Source organism: Streptomyces flaveus (genome assembly GCF_014647675.1).
Taxonomy (GTDB): Bacteria; Actinomycetota; Actinomycetes; order Streptomycetales; family Streptomycetaceae; genus Streptomyces; species Streptomyces flaveus.
In genome coordinates, this window is record NZ_BMPQ01000051.1 from 18352 (window position 1) to 43730 (window position 25379).

A 25379-nucleotide genomic window follows, 5' to 3' on the forward strand; every position below is an offset into this window, starting at 1 on the left:
TGCCGTGGCCACCAGTCCCCCGTATCCGGCGTACCCCCCACCCCCCGGCACCCCCGCCGGAGGCACCCGGCGGCATGCACACTGGTGGCGCCGCAAGTGGGTGCGCTACGGCGCGCTGACCACCCTGCTCGCCCTGTCCGGTCTCGTCATCCTGGCCCTGGTCCGCGAACAGACCGGCACCGAAGGCTTTTTGGTGGGCTTAGGCCTCGCCGTACTGCCCGTCCCGCTGCTGATCGCCGCGTTCCGCTGGCTGGACCGGGTCGAGCCGGGGCCCTGGCGGAACCTGACGTTCGCGTTCGCCTGGGGCGCCTGCGCGGCGGCGCTGATAGCGATCGTCGCGAACAGTTTCGCGACGCGATGGATAGCGACGGCCACCGCGGACCCGTCGAGCGCCGACACGATCGGTGCGACGGTCATAGCGCCGGTCGTGGAGGAGAGCGCGAAGGCCGCCGCCGTCTTACTCGTCTTCCTGTTCCGCAGACGGGACTTCACCGGGATCGTCGACGGCGTGGTGATAGCCGGGGTCACCGCGACCGGCTTCGCGTTCACCGAGAACATCCTCTACCTCGGCACCGCCTTCGGCACCGACCAGCTGAGCGGCGACGGCGGCATCGCCTCCGTCACGGCCGCCACCTTCTTCGTACGCGTGATCATGTCGCCCTTCGCGCACCCGCTGTTCACCGTGCTCACCGGCATCGGCTTCGGCATCGCGGCGCTCTCCGCGGACCGCCACCACATACGACGCGTGCTGCTGCCCTTCACGGGCCTGCTGCTGGCGATGGGCATGCATGCCCTCTGGAACGGCTCGTCGACCTTTGGCACGTACGGCTTCTTCGCGGTGTACGCGGCGTTCATGGTGCCCGCGTTCGGCCTGCTGACCTGGCTGGCCATCTGGACCCGGCAGCGCGAACTCGGCACGATCCGCACCGAACTGCCCGCGTACGCCATGGCGGGCTGGCTGACCGTTCCCGAGCCGTTTGTGCTCGGCTCGATGAAGGCCCGGCGACTGGCCCGCGAGTACGCCACGCATCACGGCGGACGCGCGGCGGGGCGGGCGGTCGCGGAGTACGAGGCGTACGCGACATCCCTGGCGTTCCTGCGCCACCGGGGGCGCCGCGGCCGTGCGAGCACTGATTTCGTCGTACGGGAACGGGAGTTGCTCCACGAACTGTGGGCCCGCCGCGAGCTGGCCCGCCCCGCGCTGGCGTACGCGGCACGGGCGACGGCTCCCCTCCCGGTGCCGCCGCCGTGGCCCACGTACGGGAACACGTACGGGCAAGGGTCGCCCTACCCGGCGTACGACCCGGCCTACAACCCCTACCGGAACTAGGCGCTCCGCCGGGTTTGGCGGTTTGAAGCTGCGGGTTCGTTGTGGCTGGTCGCGCCCACGCGGCGGAGCCGCACATCGATACAGCCCCGCGCCCCTGAAAGGAGGGCCTGCGGCCCCTCAAGCGGGCGCGGTACCGCACCGGGCTTCACCAAGGCCGCTCAGCCCGGAATCAGGCGAAACCAAGACGCCACCCGCTTCTCGTCCGAAAGCGGATGGCGTCGAAGACCTGGTACCTGGTCGGGACTTACGGGTTGAGCCCCTTGCTCCGCAGCCAGGCCGCGGGGTCGATTCCGTCGCCGCCCGTCGTCTTGACCTCCATGTGGAGGTGCGCACCGGTGACGTTGCCGGTCGCGCCTACGCGGCCGATGACCTCGCCCGTGCTGACCTTCTGGCCGACACTGACGCTGATCGAGGACTGGTGGGCGTACCAGACCTCCGTACCGTCGTCGAGCTTGAGCTTCGTGAGGTAGCCGTACGAGCCGTTCCAGCCGGCCTCGGTGATGGTGCCGCTGTGGACTGCCTTGAGCGGCGTACCCGTCGGGGCGGCGAAGTCCAGGCCGGTGTGGGTCCCGGAGGACCACAGCGCGCCGGACTGACCGAAGGTCGAGGTGATGGTGTACGAGGACGTGGGCAGCGTGAAGCTCTTGGCGAGCTCGGCGAGGCGCTCCGCCTCGGCCTTCTGCCGGGCCTCCTCCGCCGCCTTCTCCTTGGCGGCTTCGGCCTTGGCCTTGGCCGCTTCCCGCTCCTTGGCCGCCTGCTCGGCGGCCTTCTTCGCGGCGGCGGTCTCCGCGGCCCTCTTGGCCTCGCGGTCCACCTGGTCCTGCTGCCGCTCGGCCTGGAGGACGATGCGGGCACGCAGGGCCTCGCCCGCGTCGGAGTTGCCCTGCTTGGCGTCCGCCGTGGTCAGACCGGCCTGGGTGAGCGGCGTCGCGGAACCGGTCTCTTCCTCGGGCTCGTCCGAGATCAGCGGCAGGTCGGGCAGGGTGATGGAGACCGGCGGCTTGCCGGTGTTCGCGCTGGCCATACCGCCCGCGCTGACGGCCGCTATGACGCCGACGCCCAGAACCGTCGAGCTGCGTGCGAGGCCTCCGCCGCGCTGCTTGCCGACGCGGTGCCTGCCGCGGATGGGCTTGAGGGAATCCTCTGTGGGATTCCACTCCTCCCAGGTCCCCTCGTCCTGGCGTTTGCCGTAGCCGAATGAGTCGGGCTGCTGCTCATCCGGTGCGAACGAGGTCTGGGGGGCAGGCCGGTTGGACGCCACGTAGGCGCACTCCTTTCCTTCCTTGTCGCCTACCGGGTTAGCTGACGGGTTCGGAGCAGGAAGGTCTCCTACGCGCGTCACTCACGGTGTCTCCACCGAGAACAACGCCCGATTCACCCCAAGTTGGTGGTTCCCCGGTTCCCTTGCGGGATTCGGCGCGTGCGCACGGAGCCGACTCTTGTGCCGGCTGGGACGACCGCGCTGCGTTATCGAACGTTAATAGAGGCAGGCACCGGATTCCAAGCTGTTCTGGAGATTCGTTGGCGGCCTTGGCCTGGACTTTCAGGTCATGAGCGGGATGAATCGGGCGAGTTGACCACGACTCGGAGGCAATTCACCGCTGTGACTTCTGTTGACAATGTTTCAGTTGCTAACCGGAGTGGGTTGACTCAACTACTACCGGTGATATTGAGGCCTCTCAGGCATCGGACCCAGGGCTCAGATCCGGGGCGATTCAGGAACCCGCCTCACGGCCTCCTGACCACCAGCAGCGCCATGTCGTCCGTCGCGCCTCCGACTCCCGTGTGCCGGACAACCTCCTCCACGAGCGTGGCGAGCAGCGCCCGAGGACCGCGAAAGGTCCGGCCCGCAAGACACCGGGCCGGGTCGAAGAAGACGCCGTGCCGGTCCCGGGCCTCGGTCACCCCGTCCGTGTAGAAGAGGAGGGTGGCCCCGCCGGGGAACGGGACCTCCTGCGCGCGGTCGGGCCACGGGCCCAACTCGCCCATTCCGAGCGGCAGTGCGGGCTCCTCGGCCCGCAGCGTGTCCAGCGAGCCGTCCCCGTACAGCAGGAGCGGCCCCGGGTGACCGCGGTGGACGAGGCGTACGACGGCGCCGGCGTGCGGGATCTCGGCGAGTACGGCGGTGGTGAAGCCCTCGACCGCCTCGAGACCGCCGCGCCGGGCGGCCTCGCGCACCAGCGCCCGCTCCAGCCGCTGCGCCACCGCCTCCAGGGTCGCCTCCTGCTCGGCGGCCTCCCGGAAGGCCCCGATGAGCACGGCCACGGCCGCCACCGCGCCCATGCCCTTCCCGCGTACGTCCCCGACGACGAGCCGTACGCCGTGCGGGGTGTCCTGCACGGCGTACAGATCACCCCCGATGAACGCGTCCGCCTGCGCCGCCTCGTACCGCGCCGCGATGTCGAACCCGCCGATCCGCTCGGCCGGCTCGGGCAGTACGGCGCGCTGGGCCGCCTCCGCGATCTCGCGCGCGGAGGCGAGACGTTGGTCACTGCGGCGTACGAGACGGTTGATGACGAGGGCCAGCACGGCGACCGCCGCCGCGGTGGCCACCTCCGTGGCCGCTCCCACGTCGAAGGAACCCCTGATGTGCAGCAGGGCCAGGGCGACGACGGCCACGACTCCGGTGCGCAGCGTGTTGGCGAACGTGGAGAGGGGTGCGGCGATGAGCGGGGCGACCGTGAAGAAGGGCACCGCGGTGAAGGGGGGAGGGGTGAGGAGGTCGTAGCAGACGCCCGCGACGATCAGCAGCACGGGGAGGGCCCGGACAAGGGTCTGGACGTACGCACCACCGCGCGGTCCGCCCTCCGCATCTCCAGGCCCCACCACTTCTCTCCTGCCCTTCACCGCGCTCTGTCCAGTTTCCCGGCGGGTGGTCGGGGGGCGACCTGTGCGGGCCGAGTGGGTGAGCGGGCCATCGGGGACAGGAGGACCGTCGGGAACACCGGGAACGCCGGGAAAACACTCAGGGCCGGAACCCGTAGGTTCCGGCCCTGAGTCTTCAGTAGCGGGGACAGGATTTGAACCTGCGACCTCTGGGTTATGAGCCCAGCGAGCTACCGAGCTGCTCCACCCCGCGTCGGTAAGACCAGTGTACGCCATCCGCGGGACGCTCAGCACACGGCTTTTCGCCGCCCGCTCTTAACCAGTCCCTGCCACTGGTCCCTGTCACCCGCCGAGCAGATGGCGGTTGGGCTCGGCGGCCCGCTCCCCGTATTCCGGGAGTACGACGACATCGACGCCCCGGGCGGAAAGCAGACCGCTTCCGTCGGCGGACGGCACGAACGTGTCGGGCTCGCACCAGGCGGTGACCACGCGGCGTACGCCCGCTTCGAGGATCAGCCGGGCGCAGGGGGCGGGCCGGGAGGCGCGGCGGGCGCAGGGTTCCAGGCTGCTGTAGACGGTGGCGGTGGGAAGGCGCGGGTCGGCCGGGTCGAGCTTGGCGAGGGCGGCCTCCTCGGCGTGCGACACGGGGTCGGACTCGCGGGAGTATCCACGGGCCAGTTCTGTGCCGTCGGACGCGACGACGACCGCGCCGACGCTGAACGCGGTGCGCGAGGGCGGGCACTGGGCAGCGAGCTCGCAGGCGAGCTCCAGCCAGTGCCGGTCGGCTGCGGAGGCCAGCCCGCCGGCACCGGGCGCCGTGGGCACGTACCGCATGAGCACCACGTCGCCCACCGGCCGCGTCTCCACCAGCCGCATCCGGTTGCGCACCCCGCCCGGGTAGCCACCGGGTCCGAACAGCCGGGGTGCGTCCGGCTGGCCCACTAGGAGGGGCGTGAGGGCGAGCTGCAACTCGTCCGCGAGGCCTTCCTGGAGCAGCTGCGTGTGCACGCGTCCGCCACCTTCGACCATGAGCCGCCGTATGCCTCGTACGTCGTGAAGGTGCTCGAGTACGGCCGGCCAGTCGAGCTCCGGTCCGACGGGGACGACGTCGACGCCCAGGCCGCGGAGGGCCGCTGTGGCTTTCGGGGCGCCCTTGTCCGTCGTATAGACGACCTTCTCGCCGCCCGTGGACCAGAAGTTGAGGGCCGGGTCCAGGTCTCCGCCGCCGCTGACGGTGACCTTCAGCGGGTACTCCGGGCGGCCTTCCGCGAGCCTGGCCGCGCGTCGCTCGGCGGAGTTGACCAGGAGGCGGGGGTTGTCGGCGCGCAGGGTGCCCGCGCCGACCAGGATCGCGTCGGACTGGGCCCGCACCTCGTCGACCCGGTCGAAGTCGGCGGGGCCGGAGAGCCGCAGCCGTTCGGGGCCGGTGTCGTCCAGGTAGCCGTCGAGGGAGACGGCGGCGGACAACAGGACGTAGGGGTGGGGCATGGGGCGTACTCTCCGCTCGGCTCGGTGCGTCTGCTTCGGTGCGTCTGCTTCGGGCGATGGTGGTTCAATTTTTAAACAGTACCTACACTGGGTGGCATGACGACCCGCTGGCTCACCCCCGACGAGCAACGCGCCTGGCGCGCGTACATCGCCGCCTCCCACCTTCTGGAGGACGCGCTCGACCGGCAGCTCCAGCAGGAGGCCGGTATGCCGCACCTGTACTACACGATCCTGGCCACCCTCTCCGAGACCGACCACCGATGTCTGCGGATGACGGATCTCGCCGAGGCGCTGAAGATCACCCGCAGTCGGCTGACGTACGCCGTGACCCGCCTGGAGAAGGACGGTCTCGTACGCCGTGAAGGCTGCCGCATGGACAAGCGCGGGAGCCTCGCGTTCCTGACCGACGAGGGCATGGAGGTGCTGGAGAGGGCAGCGCCGGGTCATGTTGAGATGGTGCGCACCGCGCTCTTCGAGCACCTCACTCCGGAGCAGGTGGGGCAGTTGGAGGAGATCTTCACGGGGGTCGCGGGGGCGCTCCAGGGGGACGGGGACCAGCCCGCGTCGGACGATCTGCCGTGGCGGCGGCGCTCGTCCACCCAGCTCACATAGGTGACCCGGTTCACATGGGCGGCGGGCGTTCGTCCGGCCGGCGTCAGGTGCTCGTGAGAACGACGAGCTGCTGGGTCGCCCGGGTCATCGCGACGTAGTGGTCGACCGCTCCTTCGATGCCCTCGCCGAACTTCTCCGGGTCGATGAGGACGACGAGGTCGAACTCGAGCCCCTTCGACAGCTCCGGGGTCAGGGAGCGGACGCGGGACGACGGCGTACGGAATGTCGTACGGAATGTGGGGTCGCCGATGACGCAGGCGATTCCGTCGGCGTGTGCGGTGAGCCAGGTGTCGAGGATCGAGTTCAGGTCCGAGGCGGATCCGTGGACGACGGGGACGCCGCCGCTGCGGATGGAGGTCGGCACGTTGGCGTCCGGGAGTACGGCTCGGATGACCGGCTCGGCTTCCGCCATGATTTCTTCCGGCGTCCGGTAGTTGATGCTCAGGGAGGCCAGGTTGATCCGGTCGAACCCGATCCGCTCGAGCCGTTCCTGCCATGACTCCGTGAACCCGTGCCTGGCCTGGGCGCGGTCGCCGACGATGGTGAAGCTCCGGGACGGGCAGCGCAGCAGCAGCATCTGCCACTCCGCATCGGTCAGTTCCTGAGCCTCGTCCACGACGATGTGCGCGAACGGGCCGGCGAGCAGGTCCGGGTCGACGGTGGGCGCTTCGGACTCGTCGACCAGGCTGACCTGGGCGTCCTCGCCGCGCAGCATCCTCACCAGGCCTTCGCCGTCGTCACCGTCGGCGCCGGAGTCGGCCACCGCGTCGACCAGGTTGTCGACGACCTGCGCCATGCGCTCGCGCTGGGCGGCGAGGATGGCCTCGTACCGGCTCTTGCGCCGGGCCGTCTCCGGGTCGCCGAGCCGCTGCCGTGCCGCGTCCAGGAGCGGCAGGTCGGAGACCGTCCAGGCCTGGGGGTCCTCGCGCTGGAGCTTCTGTACGTCCTCGCGGCTGAGCCAGGGAGCGCACATCCGCAGGTAGGCGGGTACCGACCACAGGTCTCCGACGAGGTCGGTCGCCTCGAGCAGCGGCCACGCGCGGTTGAAGGCCGTCAGCAGTTCCCTGTTCCGCCGCAGCGACTTGCGGAGCAGGTCGGGCGAGAAACCGTCCGCGTCGTCCTCGCCGTGCTTGTCCACCAGGATCGTGAGCAACTCCTCCAGCACCTGGGCGCGTGCCTCGTTGTGCGGAGTACCGGGTTCCGCCGCTTCGAAGGCCACGGCCCAGTCGTCGGCGCTCAGCCAGACGTCGGACCAGTGGGTCGTGACCGTCATCCCCTGGGTGGGCGGCTCCTCGTAGAACCTGACGGCCTTCTCGATCCCCTCCACCAGGTTCGCGGACGACTTCAGGCGGGCCACGTCCGGGTCGGCCTCGACCGCCGCCACGGCGCCCTCGGTGACCAGGTCCCGCAGGGTGCAGGTCTGTACGCCCTCCTCCCCGAGGCTGGGGAGGACATCGGCGACGTACGCCAGGTAGGGCCGGTGCGGACCGACGAAGAGCACGCCGCCGCGGCGGTGACCGAGGCGAGGGTCGGAGTAGAGGAGGTAGGCGGAGCGGTGCAGGGCGACGACGGTCTTGCCCGTACCCGGACCGCCGTCGACGACGAGAGCGCCGCGGGAGCCCGCGCGGATGATGGCGTCCTGGTCGGCCTGGATGGTGCCGAGCACGTCTCGCATCCGCGGCGACCGGTTGCTGCCGAGGCTGGCGATGAAGGCGGACTGGTCGTCGAGCGCGGCGTGCCCGGCGAACCCCTCCGCGGTGAACACCTCGTCCCAGTAGTCGCTGATCCGGCCGCGGGTCCAGCGATATCTGCGGCGGCTCGCCAGGCCCATCGGGTTGGCGTGGGTGGCTCCGAAGAACGGCTCGGCCGCCGGGGAGCGCCAGTCGACCAGCAGCCGACGGCCCGTGCTGTCCGTGAGGCCGAGTCGTCCGACGTACACCGGCTCCTGGTCGTCCGCGCCGACCATGTGGCCGAGGCACAGGTCCAGACCGAAGCGACGCAGGGTACGCAGGCGATTGGTCAGCCGGTGGATCTCCGTGTCCCGGTCCATGGCGTGCCGGCCCATGCCGCCGGGTGCCCTGCGCTCGGCGTCGAGGCTGCCGGAGACCTCGGCGATCGTCTGCTCGAGGCACTCCGCGATGGCCGCGAAGTGCTGCTCGTCGTCGGCGATCAGCTTCGGGTCGGCCTTGGGGGAAAGGTGGTCGGGGAGGTCAAACACGCTGGTGGTCAGCGGGTTCACGTCATCGGCTCCGATCTGGGGTCGTTTGCGACCCTGTGGCCGTTGTCGGTTGAGGGGACCAGATGTGCGGGTTCTGGCCTTCTGCGGCGTTCTGGGTTCTGGCGTTCTGGTCCTGGCTCGGCGATCCCGCGTGGTGCACGCGGGCACCGGCGGCCCTTCTCAGCTGATCGCGTCGAGCAGCAGCTTCGCGGCCACCGCCGCCCCGTCGGTACGGATCGTGGCGGCGATGGCGGCTGCTCGTGCTCCGGTCTCGGAGGTCAGGGCCGTGGTGAGCGCGGCCGACAGGGACTCGAAGGTCGGGGTCGGACCGTCGTGTGCCGCGCCGATGCCCAGGCCGGCCACCCGGTCGGCCCAGTATGGCTGGTCCGCCAGCTGGGGGACGACCACCTGAGGCGCGCCGGCCCCGGTGGCCGTCGTCGTGGTGCCCGCGCCGCCATGGTGCACGACGGCGGCCACCCGGCCGAACAGTGCCTGGTGGTTGATGTCACCGACGGCGAAGCAGTCGTCCTGGGCGTCGATCAGGCCGAGGTCGGCCCAGCCGCGGGAAACGAGTACGCGGCGGCCCTGCGCGCGGACCGCCTCGACGGCCACCTGGGCGGCGTCCGTCGAGCCGTGCAGGGGCATGCTGCCGAAGCCGACGTACACCGGTGGTTCGCCGGCCTCCAGGAATGCTTCCAGGTCGGCCGGGAGTGGGCGTTCGTCGGGGAGGATCCACGCGCCGGTCTGTACGACGTCGAGGTCCGGCGTCTGCTGCCACGGGTCCAGAACCGGGTCCGTCGCCAGCCACGGCTGGTCGCCGATGACGTAGTCGCGGACGTTGTCCACCGGGGGCAGGCCGATCGACGCCCGGTTGGTGTTGAGCGCCTCACCGAAGAGCGCGTTGATGTTCTGGGCGTCCAGGTCCCAGAGCACCCGGTTGTCGGTCACGTCCGGCGGCAACGGCCGGCCCGGATACTCCAGCGGTCGGCGCCGCGGCGACGGCAGGGTGAGCTGCTGGAAGGTCACGGACACGGAGGGGATGCCGAGTTTCTCGGCCACCGACCGCGCGCCCGCCGCGGCCGGCGTCATGCCGGTCCCCACCAGCACGTCACATCCCTCGGCCGCCGGGATGACCACGTCGAACTGGCCGGCGATCACCTCGGCCGCGCGCCGGGGCAGGCCCTCCGCGGGCAGGGACGGCGTCGCCTTCGTGAGCGCGCGCGCCGACGGCCCGAAGGGCACCAGCTCCACGCCGACACCGGCCAGCAGCTTCGCGAACTCCTCGTCCGCCGGTGCGCACACCCGCACCTCCGCGCCGAGTTCCCGCAACCGCACCGCGAGTCCCGCCATCGGTTGAACGTCCCCCCGCGACCCATAGGTCGACAACAACACACGCACTTCGCGACTCCCATTTCCGCAGGTCCTGGCCTTGGCCGGGCAATTCTGCGGCACGACGGGGGCCTTGCCGCAAGCCCCCCGGTGCGCTATAAGTTGAGAGTGGCAAGGAGCGGGTGAGCTCCTTGCCTTTGCTTTTTGTCGTCCGTGTTGGACGTACAAGCCCCTCGTGAAGCGGCGGCTCGCCGCGGCCTTCCGCACAGGCGCGTGTTCTGGGCTCATGAGCAACATTCGGAACTGTTGCTTCAACTTTGAACCATGAGTTAGGGTCTCGATCAGAGGATCTGCTTCAAATCTGTAGCAGAGCAGATCTGAAGCTGTTGTTGAGGCTGTTCTGAACAGGCTGCTTCTGAAGAGGCTGTTCTGGAGCAGTTCGGATCCTGGACTCGGAGAACCCGCATGCCCGAACTCCCCGCCGCCACCCCGCGCGCACGCGTCCGGGTCCCGCTGCGCTTCCAAGACGGCTACGGCGTCGACGCCGACGTGGTCACCTTCCACGGACTGACCGACGGCCAGGAACACGTGGCCCTCGTCCTCGGCGACCCTTCGACGACCCCACTGGTCCGCCTGCACTCCGAGTGCCTGACGGGCGACGTCTTCGGCTCGGCCCGCTGCGACTGCGGCCCGCAGCTCCGCGAGGCGGTCGAGCAGATCGCCACACGCGGCGGCGTACTCCTCTACCTCCGCCAGGAGGGCCGCGGCATCGGCCTCTACAACAAGCTCGACGCGTACGCCCTCCAGGACGAGGGCCTCGACACGTACGCCGCGAACACGGCCCTCGGCCTGCCGGAGGACGCCCGCGACTACACGTCGGCGGCCCAGATGCTGGCGGCCCTGGGCATCTCGTCCCTCGACCTGCTGTCCAACAACCCGGACAAGGCGGAACAGCTCCGCGCACTGGGCGTCGACGTCCAACGCCGGGTCCCCACGGGCGTGTTCACGACGGCCCACAACGTCCGCTACCTGCGGGCCAAGGTCCTCCAGACCCGCCACACGCTGCCACTGCCGGAACTCAACGCGGGCTGACTCCGCCGCCCTGCTTCGCCTCGTCGGCTTCCTCGGCCTCGTCGGCTTTCTTGGTCTCGTCGGTCTCCCAGCGCAGCAGATCTCCCGGCTGGCATTCGAGCACCTCGCAGAGTGCGGCGAGCGTGGTGAACCGTACGGCTTTGGCGCGGCCGTTCTTGAGGACCGCCAGGTTGGCGGGCGTGATTCCGACGCGTTCCGCGAGCTCGCCCACGGACATCTTGCGCTTGGCCAGCATCACGTCGATGTCGACGGCGATCGGCATCAGATCACCTCGGCCAGCTCGGCCTGCATCCGCGTCGCCTCGACATCGCGCGCGACGGCCTGGGCGAGCAGCATCCGCAGCACGAGCACGAGGAGCGCGACTCCCAGGATGGCCACGCCAATCCCGCTCATGATGAGGGTGACGCCCGGGTCGTCCCGCTGGCCGGGCGCATTCAGGGCCGTGACCGCGAACCACACGAGGGCAGCCGCAACGATCGCGCCGATGATGACGTCCACGTACCGGAAGGCGGCGTGGGAGAACACGGTTCCGCGTCGCACCATCGTTGCCAGTCGCCATACACAGACCAGGGCGACCTGGGCCGTCCCGATGCCCAGGATCGTGATCACGCGCAGCGGGGTCAGCGGAAGCGACCCGTCCTCCGGGTCACTCCCGCTGACCAACGCCCACACCATCAATGCCTGTACGAACACGGTGCCGGTGAGCACCACCACGAGCACGACCCGCAGCGCGAGCACGGCCAGCTTTCCCATCGCCCCTCCTCTGATCGAGCAACGATGGAAATCTATCGAGAATCGATAGATTCGGCAAGGGTTCACCCGGGTAAGGTCCACTGGGCCCGCTCAGTGCGGAGCCGACGGCTCGCTTCGTACCGCCCGTGCGGCCCGTCCGTCTCGTACGCGCCCGACGAGATCCTGGGCGGCCTCCGGCCACTGGGCGTGGTCGAAGGTGAAGCCCGCTTCGAGCAGGCGGCCGGGGATGACGCGGCGGCTCTTCAGCAGGAGTTCGGTGTCCGAGCGCAGCGCGAACGCGCCGAGTTCGGCCATCCACTTCGTGGCGGGCAGGCCCACGGGCATGCCCCAGGCGGCGCGCAGCGTGCGCATGAACGTGCGGTGCGGTGCGGGACCGGGAGCGGCGAGGTTCACCGGCCCGGCGAGGTCGCCCCGGTCGATCAGGAACTCGACGGCGCGGACGAAGTCTCGGTCGTGAATCCAGGACACGTACTGTGCGCCGCCCGCGACCGGTCCGCCGAGGCCTAGCCGCGCCAGCCGCAGCAGGACGTCGAAGACGCCTCCGCGGTCGGGGCTCATCACCATGGCTGAGCGCAGGGCGACCTTGCGGGTGTGCGGGGTGTCGGCGCGCTCTTGCTCCCGCTCCCACGCTTGGGCAATCTCGACGCTGTACGCCCAGTAGTCCGGGACGCCGGGTTCGGTGCCGCCGAGCACGCCGGTCGCCTCGTCGTTGGGTGCGTCGAAGCGGTGGGCGTAGACGGTGGCCGTACTCATCTGCAGCCAGACCCGGGGAGGCTGAGCGGCGGCGGCGATCGCCTCGCCCACGACGCGGGCGGAGTTGACGCGAGAATCCATCATGGCCTGCAGATTGGCCGCGGTGTACCGGCAGTTGACGCTGCGTCCGGCCAGGTTGATCACGATGTCGCTGCCGTCGATCACCTCGGCCCAGGGCCCCAAGGTCTCGCCGTCCCAGTGGACTTCACTCTCGCGCCGCGGCCGTCTGCTCAGAACCACGACGTCATGGCCCGCCGCGGTCAGTTCGCGGTTCAGAACCGTACCGACTTGCCCGGTGCCCCCAGGCATCACGATCTTCATCAGGCTCCCCCTCGGTGTGCATGGGCGAGCCTATCGCAGAAATTTGAACACGTTCAAAAAATAGCTTCGCGGCTCACGCCGTGGGACTCAGGTGCGCCCGGCCGGAGCGCCGGAGCGTCAGACCAGCCAACGGCCATCGCGCATCAACTCGCGGTCGCGCAGCTCGTTCCCCTCGCGCCAGGCCTGGATGCGGCGCGGGGTGATACGGAACCAGCGGTACGGCGTGGTCAGCGGGCGCGGGTCGAAGCCGGTGCGTGCGGCGAACCGGTCAGCCTGCTGCTGCGGCAACTCGTCGATCTCGAGGACCTCGACCTCTCCGTCGATCATGGACACGTCGCGGGTGTGCCCCAGCCCGATTCGGGCGGTCCGGGTGGCGGCCAGGTTCCTGCCGGTCGGGCTCTTTGCCGGGGTGGCCACCAGCAGCGCCTCGCCGTCCCAGGCGAAGGACAGCGGCACGAGGTACGGTGCGCCGTCCGCCGAGGCACTGGCCACCCAAACGTCGACATCGCGGGTGAGCCGGTCCTCGGTGTCGCGGCGGCGCTGGGCAGGGGAGCGGGGGTCGTCGTACACCACGGTCATGGTCACTCCTGTGGTCGGGGGTCACGATCGCTGTGGCCACAGCCTCTCCCGGACCGGATGCGGTCCACCTCCGTGCTGACCACGGAAACCGCCACGGATAAACGAATACGGATACGGATAATGAGCCGGTGTCCACTCCAGTGATCTCCGCCCGGGAAGCCGAAGTGCTTGCGCTGCTCGGGGAGCACCTCAGCAACGCGGAGATCGCCGCGCGGTTGGTCATCTCCGTACGTACGGTCGAGTCGCACGTCTCCTCGCTGCTGCGCAAGCTGGAGGTGCCGGATCGGCGGGCGCTTTCCCGGCGCGCGGCCGAGTCCGCCCACGCCGAGCGGTCGCGGTCGGCACCCGCCCTCCCGGCGCGGCTGACGCCGTTCGTCGGCCGGGCGCGCGAGCGTGGCGAGTTGGCCGAGGCGGTGAAGACGCACCGACAGGTGACCGCGGTCGGCCCGGGCGGGGTCGGCAAGACCCGGCTCGCACTGGCGGTGGCAGCGGAGGTGGCCGGCGACTTCGCCGACGGGGTGTGGTTCGTCGACCTGGTCCCGGTCACCGATCCGGAGCGGGTGGGGGCGGCGGTCGCGGCGGCCGTGGGTGTGGGCGAGCAGCCCGGGCGCGGCATCGACGACGCGGTGCCGGCCGCGCTGGCGGATCACCGGGCGCTGTTGGTGCTGGACAACTGCGAGCAGGTACGCGACGGGGTGGCGTCGTTTGTGGAGCGGCTTTTGACGGCCTGTCCGCGGTTGCGGGTGCTCGTGACGAGCCGGGCCCGGCTGATGGTTCCGTTCGAGCGGGTCTTCCCGGTCCCGCCGCTGTCGCGGGCCGGTGGCGGCGAGTCGGAGGCGGTGGCCCTGTTCATGGACCGGGCGGCGGCGGTCGGCCAGCCGCCGCCTCCGGCTGTGAGCGAAGGAGTCGTGGCCGTCTGCGAACGGCTCGGTGGTATGGCGCTGGCGATCGAGCTGGCGGCGGCGCGGTGGTCCACGCTCGGCCTCGACGGCCTCACGGCCGGCCTCTCCGATCAGCTGCGGATCCTCACCGGTGGGGCCCGCGCCGACGACAGGCACCGGTCGGTGCGGGCGGTCCTCGACTGGAGCCATGACCTGCTGGAGCCGCAGGATCAGGCCTTGCTGCGCCGGGTGTCGGTGTTCGCCGTGCCGTTCACCGCCGAGGCGGCCACCGCGGTGGCCGGGTTCGCCCCGCTGGATCCGGCCGCGGTCACGGACGGGCTCGGCAGGCTTGCCGAGCAGAGTCTGCTCGCCGTGGCACCGTCCGCGGACGGCACCCGTTACCAGGCGCTGGAGACCATCCGCCAGTACGGGACGGAGCGGCTCGCCGACGCCGGTGAGCTGATCGACGTCCGATCCCGCCACGTGGACTGGTGCCTGGCCGGCGCGAGGGCCCTTATGGGTGCCGGCGGCGCGGACTGGCGCGCCCGGTTCGACGCGCTGGCGGACGACCTCAGGGCCGCTCTCACCTGGGCCGCAAAGCAGCCGGAGCGGCGCGCGAACGCCTGCCAACTCGCCTTGTTCCTGGCCGAGTTGGCGTTCACCCGCAACCTGCTCGGCGAGGCCAAGCAGCGGTACGAGCAGGCGGCCCGGCTCGCCGACGACGCCGCCGCCAGTGCCGCCGCACTGCGGCACGCCGCCTCGGTGGCCGGGTGCCGCAGACTCGGCGAAGACATGTTCCGACTGCATCGTGCCGCCGCGGAGGCCGCCCGCCGGGCCGGGGACAGCGCCGGTGCCGGCCGCGAACTGGCGGCCGCCGCCACCGTCGCGTACCGCTTCTCCACCTCGTTCACGCGCATTCCCCCCGTGGACGAGGTGACCGCCATGCTCGCGGAGGCGCGAGAGCTGTCCGGTGACAGCCCGGCCGCCGAGGCGGCTGTCGCGCTGGCCGAGGCGGCGGTGGTCGCGGACGCGTACGGCGCGATTCAGGGAGATACGGAAAACACCGTCGAGGAGACGGTCGAGCGAGCCGAACAGGCCGTCGGGCTCGCCCGGCGCACCGGCGACCCGGTGGCGGAGTCGGCCGCCCTCGACGCGCTTTCCGGCGCCCGGAGTTGGGCCGGTGATGCCTTCGCAGTCGCAGGGCTCGCCCGGCGCCGTATCGACATCCTGGCTTCCGTACGGCCAACTCCTGCCAGTACGCACGAGTTGATGGACGCCCTCGCCATGGCCGCCGGAACCGCCCTCGGTGTGGGTGAACTGCCAGAGGCCCGACGGTGGGGCAGGCAGCTGGCCGACCACCCCCAGTTGGCCGAGGCGGGCCACCACGCCACGTCCTGGATCCTGACCGCGGACGCGTTCGCCGGCCATGCCGACGAGGTACTCACCCGCAGTGTGAGGTTCCTCGACGCGTGGGAGCAGAGCGGCCGCCAGCGCTCGCTCTCCCTCGGCGCTGCGGCCGCGTCGGTGGCCATGATCCACGGCCTGCGCGGCGACCACGACGCGCGGGCGGCCTGGCTCGCGGTCGTCGATCAGGCGGACACGGCGGTGGAGCAGCATCGTCATGGCTACGGTGCGGTCTTCGACGCCATGGTCCTGCTCCACCACGGAGAGGTGGACGCCGCGCTGGAGCGGGTCGCGCCGAAGCCGGACGAGGTGTGGAAGTGGGTGTGCTGGATCTGGCACCACTGGTACGTGGCGCTCCGCGCGGAGACGGCGGTGCTCGCCGGACACCCGGACGCCCGCGCCCGGATCGACGCCGCGCGCGTCGTGGTCACCGGCAACCCGGTCGCCACCGCCCAACTGGACCGAGCGGAGGCACTGCTGGACGGCGACCTGCCGCGCCAGCTCGCCGCCGCGGCGGCGTTCGACGCGGCCGGCTGCCCCTACCAGTCGGCACGCACGCTGCTCCTCGCCGGCGGCGACCACGCCACCGCCGGCACGGCCGCGTTGGCCGGCCTCGGCCTGGCGCCCAAGTCCGACCGGTAGCCGACAACCGCCGCTGCGTGTGCCTTCAACTGACCGCCTGCTTCACCAGTGCGGCGATCCGCGCCTCCGCCTCGTCCGTCACCTCGGTCAGGGCGAAAGCGGTCGCCCACATCGTGCCCTCGTCCAGCTTCGCCGGGTCGTTGAACCCGAGGGTGGCGTAGCGCGACTTGAACTTCGCGGCGCTCTGGAAGAAGCAGACGACCTTGCCGTCCAGCGCGTAGGCGGGCATCCCGTACCAGAGCTTCGGCGCGAGGACCGGGGCGTTGGCCTTGACGACGGCATGGACGCGCTCGGCCATGATCCGGTCCGAGTCCGGCATCTCAGCGATCTTCGCGAACACGTCCCGCTCCGCCTCCGCCGCCTTGTCCGCACGCGAGCCGCGCCGCGCCGCCTTCTTCTGCTCCTGGGCGTGCTCCTTCATCGCGGCCCGCTCCTCGGCCGTGAATCCCTCGTACGAGCTGTTCTTGGCGCCGGCCATGATCACTCCTGTGGTCGTGTGTCACGAGCGGCTCGGTGTGCCCGGTCAGGCCCTGCCGCTGTGGTCACAGCCTGTCCTGACCGAGGTGCGGCGGCATCCGTGCCGACCACGGAAACCACCACGGACACGGAGTCGGTGTCCTCCTGTGCTCGCCCGATGACGAAGCAGCGCCCGGGCCGAGCCGAATCCCGACGGCAGTGCGGGCGCTCCGGTCGACGCTGCCGGACCCCTGGTAGGCAGTCGCGAAAAAATGTGACACTCAGGTGCCGAACTGTCACATTTTCGCGACCAGCCACCTGGCCGGGGAGCGTCTTCCAGGGGCGCCCCGGGTCTCGGTCGGCGGTTACGCCGTGCTGCGTTCGGTCGCTTCGGCCTCCTCGACGCCGTCGGCGTCTTCGGCTCCCGCGGTGTCCGGTAGAGGCAGGCGCAGGCCGCGGGACTCGGCGACGCGCAGGGCGTCGGTCAGGCACTCGGCGAGCCGCAGTCCTGCGTAGCGGACCTCGGTGTACGGCGACGTGGGGTCGTCCAGCACGGTGCGGGCGAGGCCGAGTACGTCGGTGCCCATGGCGAGCTGTACGGCTTCCAGGTCGTCGGCGAGGCGGGAGACGTACCCGCCGCCGCTGTCCGTCATCAGGTAGCAGGGGGTGCCGGTGGGGGACGGCCAGGGCAGGAGACGGGGAGCGGAGGTGGCCGCCGCGGGGTCGGTGGTGTGCTTCATCAGGCAGCCACCTCCTGCGCGCCGATCAGGTGCCGATCGAGGTCGATCCCGAAGTCGGCGGCGAGCACGAGGGCGAGGCGACGGCGTTCCTGGAGTGCGGCTTCCTGTTCGTGGGCGGTGAGGTAGGGGCGTACGAGAGCGGAGTCGGCGCCGTCGAGGAGGGTGACGAGGCCGTACGGGGAGCGGTGGCGAGGGAGGTTCGGGGACAGAAGGGACGAGGGGCGGCGTACGACGGTGAGGTGAAGGCAGAAGTGAGGGTGCCGGTGGGGGCGGCGCCGTTTACCCGTGCCCGGGGCGAAGAGGAGGCGCAGCCATTCGAGGGTGCGGCGGATAAGGTCGGTCATTGTCGACGCTCCTATGTCAGCGTTGGCCGTGCCCCGGGAGGTCTAGCCACCTCGCCGGGGTCTTTCCATTTCGACCATACCGGGAACTGCGTCCCCCTGCACCCCTCTGCGTTTTACTGCGTCCTACCGCGTCGGAACGCGTTCGACCCCTGCGATACGCGTTGGGCTGCGGCACCGTAGAAGGATGAGTGAGCTTCCGCGCTACGAGTACGTGAAACTCGCCGATGCCATCGCGGCGGAGATCGCGTCCGGCAAGCTGCCGCAGGGCGCCGCGCTGCCGGGCGAGCGAGCCATGACGGAGCTGTACCGCGTGAGCATCGGCACCGTGCGTCGCGCCGTCGTCGAACTCCGGAAACGAGGGCTCGTCGCCACTCTGCCCGCGAAGGGGACGTACGTCATCGGAATGCCGGAGCCAGTCGGCGACGCGCCCGAAGAGGGCGAGCCGAGCGCCTGAAGGGGCCACGCGACGCAACGCGCGGCCCCGAAACGCACCGAAGCCTCAGATCAGATCGCTCTGAACTGGGGCTCTCCGGTAGGCCCTGTGGGACTCGAACCCACAACCAATGGATTAAAAGTCCCCGCCGCCCCTTGCCGGGCGGTGCCCGACGGTCCCCCGCCGTCCTGTTGTGCCTGGTCGGAGGCGGGTGAAGCGTGGTGCTCGGTCCGGCTCGGCCCGACCTGTGCGGCGTCGTCCGCTCACGCATCGCTCACGCGGACCCCTGCGGCTGCCCTGCGACATCCCCCTGGAGGCGGCGCCGCTCGTGCCCGTCGGCGACGACGCCGCCGGGTGCGTACCGGCTTGGCTTGTGGCTGGGGCCGTTGACCGATGGCCTACTTGCCCCAGATCTTCCGGTACGCCTGGCGATAGCCCTCGGAGTCCCAGGACAGTGCGCCACCGCTGTTGGAGGCGGTGGCGATGTGGACAGGGGCGACGTATCCGCTGTCGGCTCTGCCGGAGAAAGCACGGTTGAACTCGTCGATGATCTGCCAGCCCTGTTCGGAGAGGGGCTCGGGCACGGTGGCGGCCTGGTACTCCCTGCCGTTGATGCGCCGGAAAGCCGACGGGTCGCCGTCGCCGGCGCCGATGTTGAACGGGGCGTCGGCGCCCTGCCGGTCGCCGGCCCGCAGAGCGGTGGCGGCGTGCTCGAAGTAGAGGTCGTTGATGGCGGCGGAGTGGGTCCACTCACTGCCGAAACGGGAGAGAAGGGAAGAGACGGCCTCAACGGTGCGGCTGTTGGCTTCGGGGATGGGGATGTCCTCGTAGCTCAGCAGCCTGACGTCGGAACAGGTGGCGAGTTCCTTCTTGATCAGGTCGGACTTCCGCTTGGCGAAGGGTATCGAGGCATCGGTGAACAGGACGACGCCCGCGCGACCGTTGGACCGGGCGATGATCCAGTCGGCGCTGATCTTCGCGACGTCCTCGACCTTGGTGGTGATGTTGCTGAAGAGCTCCGGGTCCTCGCTGGGGCCAGGGGCTCCAACGGCGTGCCATCCGATCAGCGGGATACCCGCGGCTTTGGCCTGACGGACCTGCTGGGCAGTGGATTTGGGATCAAAACCGCCGATGACTATGCCGGCGGGCTCGAGGGCCACGGCCTCGCCGAAGGCGGCCTTGATACCGGCGGACGTGCCCTGGCCATTGATGACGCGGACCTTCCAGCCGATGACCTTGGCAGCCTCCTCAACGCCTTGGGCTACGCCGGTGACACCGGGGTTGGCCAGGGTCTGGGCGACGAAGACGATGGTCTTGTCGGGAACGGCCCGGGGGCCGGTGGTGGGACCGTCCCACGGCGCGTCGACGTCTTCGGCCTTCTTGACCGCCGACTTGACATGGGCGAGGACGGCGGGACAGCCGGGCTTGGCGGAGTCGGCGGTGGCTGCGGCAGTGGTCGAACCGCTGTCACAGCCGACGACGGCAGTGGCCATGGCCAGCAACGCGGCGGCCGACACGGTCGCCTGGCGGGTGGCGTGCACTGAGGTCTCCTCAACAAGGCAAAAGAGGGTACGGGGCGAGTGGGGGGAGGAGATGGACAAAGACGCCGACGGTTCCGGCGCGGCGCCTCCGCCGAAGGAGAGGCCGCGGCACCGACGGCGACGCCGAGTCCGTGGCGGGGTGGCCACAGCGACGACGGTGCCCCCGGAGGTGGCCAGGGCGTTTGCCGGGGGGAATGTAGCAGGGTGCGAGTGGACGTCCGACAACACGACGCCGCCCCCCTCCGCACGACGCCGAGGTGACGATCTGGCGCCGGGCCGGGGCGAGCAGGGCGCCGACGATGCCGACGACTTACACGCCGCTGATGCCGAAGGTCGCGCGGAACACGCAGAACACGCAGAACGCCCGGACCATGTGGGACACGTCGGCCCTCGTCAACTCCGCCGCCCCGCACCGGACATGGGTCGGAGGCGGACCTTCCGACGAAAAAGCGTCAATGTCCGCACATAAACCAAGAAACATTTCGTAATCAACTCTTGATGACATATGGCCAGTCGAACCTCCGCCCAAACGATAGTCTCCGCACGGTCGGATTCGGACACGTGGCGCAATCCTTTCGTACCTATCAGCGATGGGCGCGTCAAAAGTGTCACTCTCCGCTCCCGGCGGTTCGCGGTCCGGCACGAACGACACCTCGGTCACCGCTCAGGAACACGACGAAGGAGGCCAGGGTGTCCGTGAAAACAGTGGACCCTCCCCTGCTCTCGGCTTCGGCCGAGCGGGGGGACCACCACCTCGCACCCGACCCGCCAGGGCCTGCGGAGGTGACACCGCCGTTGCGCCGGAGAGCGGGAGCCGTGCTCGACCGATGGCCGTTCCGGCGAAAACTCAACGTCCTGGTGAGCGCGCCCGTCCTGGTCGTCGGCCTGTTGCTCGGCGCCGGTGTCGTCGACCAGGTGGTACGGGCCCGGGACGCTGGTCGGATCGCTGATCTGGTGCGCGACAGCGAACAGGTCGCGAGGCTGATCAACGGCGTGCAGGCCGAACACCGGCAGGCGCTCGTGCTGTCTGTGCGGTACGAGTCGGACCGCTCCGGGGACGCCCGCCCGTCGACCGCCGACTACCGCCAGGCGCAGCGGAACACCGACTCACAAGTCGCCGCCGTGCGTTCCGCGTTCGGTTCGAGCCTGCCGGACAAGGAGAAGCAGGCCCTCGAGTACATCAGCAGCCTTGCCGTCCTGCGCGAGAAGCTCGAACGGGACTACGTACCCGCCGCCAACATCGACCCCGCGTACGCTTCCGCGGTCGACTACCTGATCGACGGCATCGGGCTCGACCGCTTGTCGGACACCCCCTCATCCTCGGTGATCACTCTGCTCGACACGGTGTTGCGCGCCGACGCCGCCCACGCGGCCTTCGAGAGCGCCGTGTTCTCCGCGCAGACCCGTGACGCCAACGCCCTCACCGAGTACAGCCGCGCGCTCGGCGCCCACACGCTCTACGAGCACCAGTCGGACCGGTTCGGCCGGATCGCCACGCCGGCCCAGGTCCTGACCCTGAGCGGCATCGAGCGCAGTGCCGGGCAGAGCGGCATCGAGGCCCAGTTCGCGGAGCTCCAGATCGATCCGAGTTCCCTGCAGGCCCAGACGCCACAGCAACTGAGCAAGAAGATTGCTGCCGGAGCACAGCATGCCGAAACCCGCCTCGGCATCACCCGGTCGCTGATCGACCAGACCGCCGCTCGGGCCGACGCCATGTCCGCGAGCGCCCTGCGGAATGCCTTGATGCTGCTCGGCCTGGCCCTGCTCGGCTTCGCCGGCTGGCTGGCCTTCTCCGTGCTGGTCCGGCGCTCGGTCGTACGCCCCCTGGCGGCGCTGACCGGCGCGGCTCAGCAGGTCGTCGACGTGGCGGGTGAGGAGCTCGCCCGGGTCGCGGACGACGAGGCCGCCGACAGCACACCGCTGCGTCCGCAGGCGATCCCGGTTCCGGTCCGTGACGAGATCGGTGAGCTGGCCGAGGCGTTCAACCAGGTGCAGGTCACCGCCGCCGCACTGCTGGAGCGGCAGGTGCTGAGCCGCCGCAACGTCGCCGAGATGTTCGGCAACGTCGGGCGACGTGTCAGCAATCTGTCATCGCGTCAGCTCACACTGATCGATGCCATCGAAAGCGAGGAAACCGATCCCGACCTCCTCGAGCGGCTCTACCGCATCGACCACATCGCCGTACGCCTCCAGCGCAATGCCGACAGCCTGATGCTGCTCGCCGGCATCCGGGAGACCGGCGTCGAGGCCCGGCCGACCACCCTGGCCAACGTCATACGGGTGGGGCTCGGCCAGATCGAGGGGTATCAGCGGGTGTCCCTGCGGTCCGAGACAGAGGTCACCGTCGCCCCCGACATCATCGGCGACCTGACGCTGATGCTCGCCGAACTGCTGGAGAACGCGGTCGCGTTCTCCCCGTCCCACACGCCCGTCGAGGTGGCCGTCCGGCCCGGTACCGACGTCACCTCGGACGGTGGTGCGCTGGTCGAGGTCATCGACCACGGCCTCGGCCTGAGCGCGGAACGCCTCGTCGAGGAGAACGCCCGGCTCATCCGCCGGGAACGGCTCGACCTCGTACCGACCAAAGTGCTCGGCCTCTTCGTGGTCGGAAGCCTCGCCCGGCGCTGGGGCATACGGGTGACCCTGAGCCGTACGCCGGGCGGCGGGGTCACCAGCACCGTCTGGATCCCCTCCGCGCTCCTGCTGACCATGAGCCCCGTGGACCCCACTCCGCCCCCGAGCCCGACCGGGACCGTGGCGGTACTCCCGACGAGGTCCGGGCAGAGGTCCGAGCTGGAGGCCGTCGCACCCGTGAGCGAGTCAAAGGCCACGCCGCCCGCGGCGAAGCCGCTGATCGACACAGCGAGAGCGCACGCGGACACAGCGAGGAACGAGCGAAGTCCGAGAAGCGTCGGCGCCAGAACCGAACGGCCGGAGGCGAACGAACTCGAATACCGAGAGCCCCGTCCCGTACGGGCCTCCGCACCCGAACTGCGGCTGACGGCCCCGCCGCCGCAGGGCGGCCTCCCCCAGCGCGTCCCCACGAACCGGACCGCCGCCCCCGGGAAGCCCGCGGCGGAGGCCTCCCGGACCCGGCCCAGACGGGTGCGTGGCGCGACACTCTCCAGGACCACCCAGCCGACCGACCGAGAGGCCCCGGCTGCCGTACGGCCCCCCGTCGACGCCGAGGCGATCCGCTCGGAACTCGATGAGTTCGAGGCCGCCGTACGCAGGGCGGCGCAGGACAGTCCCCTGGGCAGGACGGAGCCTGCACCATCGCCACACCAGGAATCCAAGAAGGAGTCGGGCAGTGACCACGTCGACAGGTGACAGCAGTTCCGAGCGAACAACACCCACCGCTCTGCGAGCCGCCGCGGCCGATTTCACCTGGCTGCTCGACCGGTTCGCCTCGGAGACGGACGGTGTCCTCGACGCCATCGCGGTGTCGTCCGACGGCCTGCTGATCGCGGTCTCCCGGCTGCGCGACCAGGCCGACTCCGAGCGGCTCGCCGCGATCGTGTCCGGCATGACGAGTCTCGCCGCGGGCGCCTCCGGCAACTACGGCCTGGGCGGCCTCAACAAGGTCATCATCGACCTGGAGGGCGGCCATGTTCTGGTGTCGGCCATCGGCGGCGGCGCCGTCCTCGGCGTGGTGACCTCGAAGGAGGCGAAACTGGGCAACATCGCCTATGAGATGGCTCTCTTCGCCAACCGGGCCGGGGCCGCGCTCACCCCCCAACTGGTACTGGAGCTGAAGAAGAGCGTCGGTGCCGCGCCGGCCCGCTGACCGTCCCGCAGCGAGAGCGCGGGTACAGGCATTCAGAAAGGGACCGTGATGGCCGTCGGTGGACCAGCACCACACGATGCAGCAGGGGAAGCCGAGGGCTCAGCGGAGCCGGCCGGCCGCGCCCGCTCGATCCGGCCTTTCCTGCTGACCGCCGGTCGCGTGTCGGGACGCGGCACCGCGCCACCGATCCCCATCGAGACCCAGGTCGTGTCGACCTCGACCGGGCTCTCCGTCCTCCGCACGCTCACCTTCGAGCACCACGACATCATCGCCGCCTGCCGACGGCCGCAGTCGGTGGCGGAACTGGCCGCCCAGCTGCGACTGCACCTCAACGTCGTCCGCGTGCTGGCCGAGGATCTGTGTGCCGCCGGGCATCTGGCGGTCCACAGGCCAAACGCCGGGACGGCTCAGGATCTCTCCGTACTGAGAAGGGTTATCGATGGTCTCCGTGCCGTCCCCGAGTCACGGGGCACACTCCGCGACTCCGGCTGAACAGCCGCCGACGCCCGTCAAGTTGGTCATCGCCGGCGGCTTCGGGGTCGGCAAGACCACAGCCGTGGGCTCGATCTCCGACATCCGGCCGCTCACCACGGAGGCCGCGATCACCGAGGTCGCGGCCGGCGTGGACGATCTCACGCACACTCCTGGCAAGAGCACCACCACGGTCGCCATGGACTTCGGCTGCCTCACCATCGACCCGACACTGAAGCTGTACCTGTTCGGCACGCCGGGCCAGGACCGGTTCGGTTTCATGTGGGACGACCTGGTGGAGGGCGCCCTCGGCGGCCTGGTGATCGTCGACACCCGCCGCCTGGACGACTGCTACGCAGCGGTGGACTATTTCGAGCACAAGAACATCCCCTTCGCGGTCGCCGTCAACGCGTTCGACGGGGAGGTCGGGGACGATCTGGACGAGGTGCGGTGGACACTGGACATCTCCGAGCACGTGCCGCTGATCGTCTTCGACGCACGGAGGACCGGCTCGGTCCGGGACGCGCTGCTGGTCGTACTCGACGTCGCACTCTCCCGCGCCGAGGCGGCCGCAGCGACCTGATCCACTTCGCTCACGCAGCGGGGCCGAGAACGCGGAAGCGCCCTGCCCGGCACAGCCGGACAGGGCGCTCAAGCGCGGGTCGGACGGGGTATCCGCCAACCCGCTGAAGGTAGGCCCTGTGGGACTCGAACCCACAACCAATGGATTAAAAGTCCACTGCTCTGCCAATTGAGCTAAGGGCCCTGGCGATGTTGCTCCCCCGAGCATAGCCGGACGTGGCCGGGTCTCCGATCGGGTATCGGGGTCCCGGCCACGTCGGGTGGGTGGAAGCGTCAGGGATCTACCGGTTCCGGGGTGTTCGCGCGGGACGCCTCGTGGGTGCGGGTGTGTTCGTGGTCCGGGTCGAGGGATCAGTGGCGGGCCGAGGCGTACCGCCACGTGGCGGCGGACGGTCGGTCGGCTCGCTCGCGGCCCGCGAACGCCGGAGGGCCCGGACGACCGAAGTCGTCCGGGCCCTCCGGGTAAGGGTCGGGTCAGCCGTTGCGCTTCCAGCGCGGCTTGTCGTCGCGGCGGCCGAAGGAGGAGCCGGAGCCCGTACCCGTACCGGAGCCGGCGCCACGGTGATCGTCACGGCGGCCGTGCGGGCGGTCGTGGCCGCCGGAACGGAAGCCGCCGGTGGGACGGTCGCCCTGACGGTCGCGGTTGAACGGGCGGTCGCTGCCCCGGTGGCCGGAGGGACGGTCGTCGCGGCGGAAGCCACCGGTGGGACGGTCGCCGTCACGGCGGTCGTCGCGACGGAAGCCACCCGAGCCGCCCGACGGACGGTCGTCCCGACGGAAACCGCCACGGTCACCAT

22 protein-coding genes, 2 tRNA genes, 1 pseudogene and 1 riboswitch are annotated in these 25379 nt (G+C 70.4%); of the genes and pseudogenes, 9 read left to right on the forward strand and 16 right to left on the reverse strand.

Going from position 1 to position 25379, the window contains the following annotated elements; all coding sequences use genetic code 11:
* Nucleotides 1-4: 4 nt before the first annotated feature.
* Nucleotides 5-1330 (forward strand): PrsW family intramembrane metalloprotease, encoded by a 1326-nt coding sequence (locus tag IEZ21_RS44445; protein ID WP_189327496.1) that lies wholly within the window; start codon nt 5-7, stop codon nt 1328-1330.
* A 244-nt stretch (nt 1331-1574) separates the two neighbouring features.
* On the opposite strand, the gene IEZ21_RS44450 is transcribed toward IEZ21_RS44445, so the two are convergent.
* The 4 genes from IEZ21_RS44450 to IEZ21_RS44465 all read right to left on the reverse strand — a co-directional run bounded on the left by IEZ21_RS44450 (nt 1575) and on the right by IEZ21_RS44465 (nt 5644).
* Complete coding sequence (locus tag IEZ21_RS44450; RefSeq protein ID WP_189327497.1) at nt 1575-2591, reverse strand: M23 family metallopeptidase; 1017 nt, start codon at nt 2589-2591, stop codon at nt 1575-1577.
* An 11-nt stretch (nt 2592-2602) separates the two neighbouring features.
* Nucleotides 2603-2759: riboswitch (cyclic di-AMP (ydaO/yuaA leader) on the reverse strand.
* A gap of 299 nt (nt 2760-3058) precedes the next feature.
* On the reverse strand, nt 3059-4156 hold the full coding sequence (locus IEZ21_RS44455) for a PP2C family protein-serine/threonine phosphatase (RefSeq protein WP_189327498.1): 1098 nt from the start codon (nt 4154-4156) through the stop codon (nt 3059-3061).
* 179 nt (nt 4157-4335) lie between these two features.
* Nucleotides 4336-4409, reverse strand: a tRNA-Met gene (locus IEZ21_RS44460).
* 89 nt (nt 4410-4498) lie between these two features.
* Nucleotides 4499-5644 (reverse strand): dihydrofolate reductase family protein, encoded by a 1146-nt coding sequence (locus IEZ21_RS44465; RefSeq protein ID WP_189327499.1) that lies wholly within the window; start codon nt 5642-5644, stop codon nt 4499-4501.
* Nucleotides 5645-5740: 96 nt separating this feature from the next.
* Here IEZ21_RS44465 and IEZ21_RS44470 point away from each other — a divergent pair, with 96 nt between their 5' ends.
* Entirely contained in the window at nt 5741-6256 is a 516-nt protein-coding gene (locus tag IEZ21_RS44470; RefSeq protein WP_189327500.1) for a MarR family winged helix-turn-helix transcriptional regulator, read from the forward strand.
* 43 nt (nt 6257-6299) lie between these two features.
* Here the strand turns inward: IEZ21_RS44470 and helR are convergent, their stop codons facing one another.
* Both helR and IEZ21_RS44480 read right to left on the reverse strand, forming a co-directional pair.
* Nucleotides 6300-8495: an RNA polymerase recycling motor ATPase HelR gene (gene helR / locus IEZ21_RS44475; protein WP_189327501.1), complete on the reverse strand. Its 2196-nt coding sequence runs from the start codon at nt 8493-8495 to the stop codon at nt 6300-6302.
* Nucleotides 8496-8654: 159 nt separating this feature from the next.
* Nucleotides 8655-9824 (reverse strand): glycosyltransferase, encoded by a 1170-nt coding sequence (locus IEZ21_RS44480; protein ID WP_246568869.1) that lies wholly within the window; start codon nt 9822-9824, stop codon nt 8655-8657.
* 444 nt (nt 9825-10268) lie between these two features.
* On the opposite strand from IEZ21_RS44480, the gene IEZ21_RS44485 reads away from it, so the two are divergent.
* The gene (locus IEZ21_RS44485; RefSeq protein WP_189327503.1) at nt 10269-10895 is read left to right on the forward strand and encodes a GTP cyclohydrolase II; all 627 of its coding nucleotides are present in this window, start codon (nt 10269-10271) and stop codon (nt 10893-10895) included.
* On the opposite strand, the gene IEZ21_RS44490 is transcribed toward IEZ21_RS44485, so the two are convergent.
* The 4 genes from IEZ21_RS44490 to IEZ21_RS44505 all read right to left on the reverse strand — a co-directional run bounded on the left by IEZ21_RS44490 (nt 10882) and on the right by IEZ21_RS44505 (nt 13301).
* The gene (locus IEZ21_RS44490) at nt 10882-11157 is read right to left on the reverse strand and encodes a helix-turn-helix domain-containing protein (protein WP_189327504.1); all 276 of its coding nucleotides are present in this window, start codon (nt 11155-11157) and stop codon (nt 10882-10884) included. The two genes, IEZ21_RS44485 and IEZ21_RS44490, sit on opposite strands and share 14 nt — an antisense overlap.
* On the reverse strand, nt 11157-11648 hold the full coding sequence (locus IEZ21_RS44495; RefSeq protein WP_189327505.1) for a DUF2975 domain-containing protein: 492 nt from the start codon (nt 11646-11648) through the stop codon (nt 11157-11159). Before IEZ21_RS44495 ends, IEZ21_RS44490 begins: the two co-directional genes overlap by 1 nt.
* Nucleotides 11649-11738: 90 nt before the next feature.
* Nucleotides 11739-12722: a TIGR01777 family oxidoreductase gene (locus IEZ21_RS44500; RefSeq protein ID WP_189327506.1), complete on the reverse strand. Its 984-nt coding sequence runs from the start codon at nt 12720-12722 to the stop codon at nt 11739-11741.
* A gap of 117 nt (nt 12723-12839) precedes the next feature.
* Entirely contained in the window at nt 12840-13301 is a 462-nt protein-coding gene (locus tag IEZ21_RS44505; RefSeq protein WP_189327507.1) for a pyridoxamine 5'-phosphate oxidase family protein, read from the reverse strand.
* A 128-nt stretch (nt 13302-13429) separates the two neighbouring features.
* Here IEZ21_RS44505 and IEZ21_RS44510 point away from each other — a divergent pair, with 128 nt between their 5' ends.
* Nucleotides 13430-16228 carry an ATP-binding protein gene (locus tag IEZ21_RS44510; RefSeq protein ID WP_189327508.1) on the forward strand — a complete coding sequence of 933 codons (2799 nt, stop codon included), beginning with the start codon at nt 13430-13432 and terminating at the stop codon, nt 16226-16228.
* A gap of 25 nt (nt 16229-16253) precedes the next feature.
* On the opposite strand, the gene IEZ21_RS44515 is transcribed toward IEZ21_RS44510, so the two are convergent.
* The 3 genes from IEZ21_RS44515 to IEZ21_RS44525 all read right to left on the reverse strand — a co-directional run bounded on the left by IEZ21_RS44515 (nt 16254) and on the right by IEZ21_RS44525 (nt 17768).
* Nucleotides 16254-16706, reverse strand: coding sequence for an iron chaperone (locus IEZ21_RS44515; RefSeq protein ID WP_189327509.1), 453 nt, complete (start codon nt 16704-16706; stop codon nt 16254-16256).
* A gap of 343 nt (nt 16707-17049) precedes the next feature.
* Nucleotides 17050-17424, reverse strand: coding sequence for a hypothetical protein (locus tag IEZ21_RS44520; RefSeq protein ID WP_189327510.1), 375 nt, complete (start codon nt 17422-17424; stop codon nt 17050-17052).
* A complete protein-coding gene (locus IEZ21_RS44525; protein WP_189327511.1) occupies nt 17424-17768 on the reverse strand; it encodes a hypothetical protein in 345 nt (114 codons plus the stop codon). Before IEZ21_RS44525 ends, IEZ21_RS44520 begins: the two co-directional genes overlap by 1 nt.
* Before the next feature lie 184 nt (nt 17769-17952).
* Here IEZ21_RS44525 and IEZ21_RS44530 point away from each other — a divergent pair, with 184 nt between their 5' ends.
* Nucleotides 17953-18222, forward strand: a complete 270-nt coding sequence (locus tag IEZ21_RS44530; RefSeq protein WP_189327512.1) for a winged helix-turn-helix domain-containing protein — start codon at nt 17953-17955, stop codon at nt 18220-18222.
* A gap of 377 nt (nt 18223-18599) precedes the next feature.
* Here the strand turns inward: IEZ21_RS44530 and IEZ21_RS44535 are convergent, their stop codons facing one another.
* Nucleotides 18600-19742: a substrate-binding domain-containing protein gene (locus IEZ21_RS44535; RefSeq protein ID WP_189327513.1), complete on the reverse strand. Its 1143-nt coding sequence runs from the start codon at nt 19740-19742 to the stop codon at nt 18600-18602.
* A 696-nt stretch (nt 19743-20438) separates the two neighbouring features.
* Here IEZ21_RS44535 and IEZ21_RS44540 point away from each other — a divergent pair.
* The 4 genes from IEZ21_RS44540 to IEZ21_RS44555 are packed head-to-tail and all read left to right on the forward strand — an operon-like array spanning nt 20439 to nt 24583.
* Nucleotides 20439-23072, forward strand: coding sequence for a sensor histidine kinase (locus IEZ21_RS44540; RefSeq protein ID WP_373302377.1), 2634 nt, complete (start codon nt 20439-20441; stop codon nt 23070-23072).
* The gene (locus tag IEZ21_RS44545; protein ID WP_189327515.1) at nt 23053-23529 is read left to right on the forward strand and encodes a roadblock/LC7 domain-containing protein; all 477 of its coding nucleotides are present in this window, start codon (nt 23053-23055) and stop codon (nt 23527-23529) included. Before IEZ21_RS44540 ends, IEZ21_RS44545 begins: the two co-directional genes overlap by 20 nt.
* Before the next feature lie 48 nt (nt 23530-23577).
* Nucleotides 23578-24021 (forward strand): DUF742 domain-containing protein, encoded by a 444-nt coding sequence (locus IEZ21_RS44550; RefSeq protein WP_189327516.1) that lies wholly within the window; start codon nt 23578-23580, stop codon nt 24019-24021.
* Nucleotides 23969-24583: a GTP-binding protein gene (locus IEZ21_RS44555; RefSeq protein ID WP_189327517.1), complete on the forward strand. Its 615-nt coding sequence runs from the start codon at nt 23969-23971 to the stop codon at nt 24581-24583. The genes IEZ21_RS44550 and IEZ21_RS44555 overlap by 53 nt, the downstream gene beginning before the upstream one ends.
* Nucleotides 24584-24693: 110 nt before the next feature.
* Here the strand turns inward: IEZ21_RS44555 and IEZ21_RS44560 are convergent.
* Both IEZ21_RS44560 and IEZ21_RS44565 read right to left on the reverse strand, forming a co-directional pair.
* Nucleotides 24694-24766, reverse strand: a tRNA-Lys gene (locus tag IEZ21_RS44560).
* Nucleotides 24767-25056: 290 nt separating this feature from the next.
* Nucleotides 25057-25379, reverse strand: a pseudogene (locus IEZ21_RS44565) (DEAD/DEAH box helicase); the annotation flags it as partial.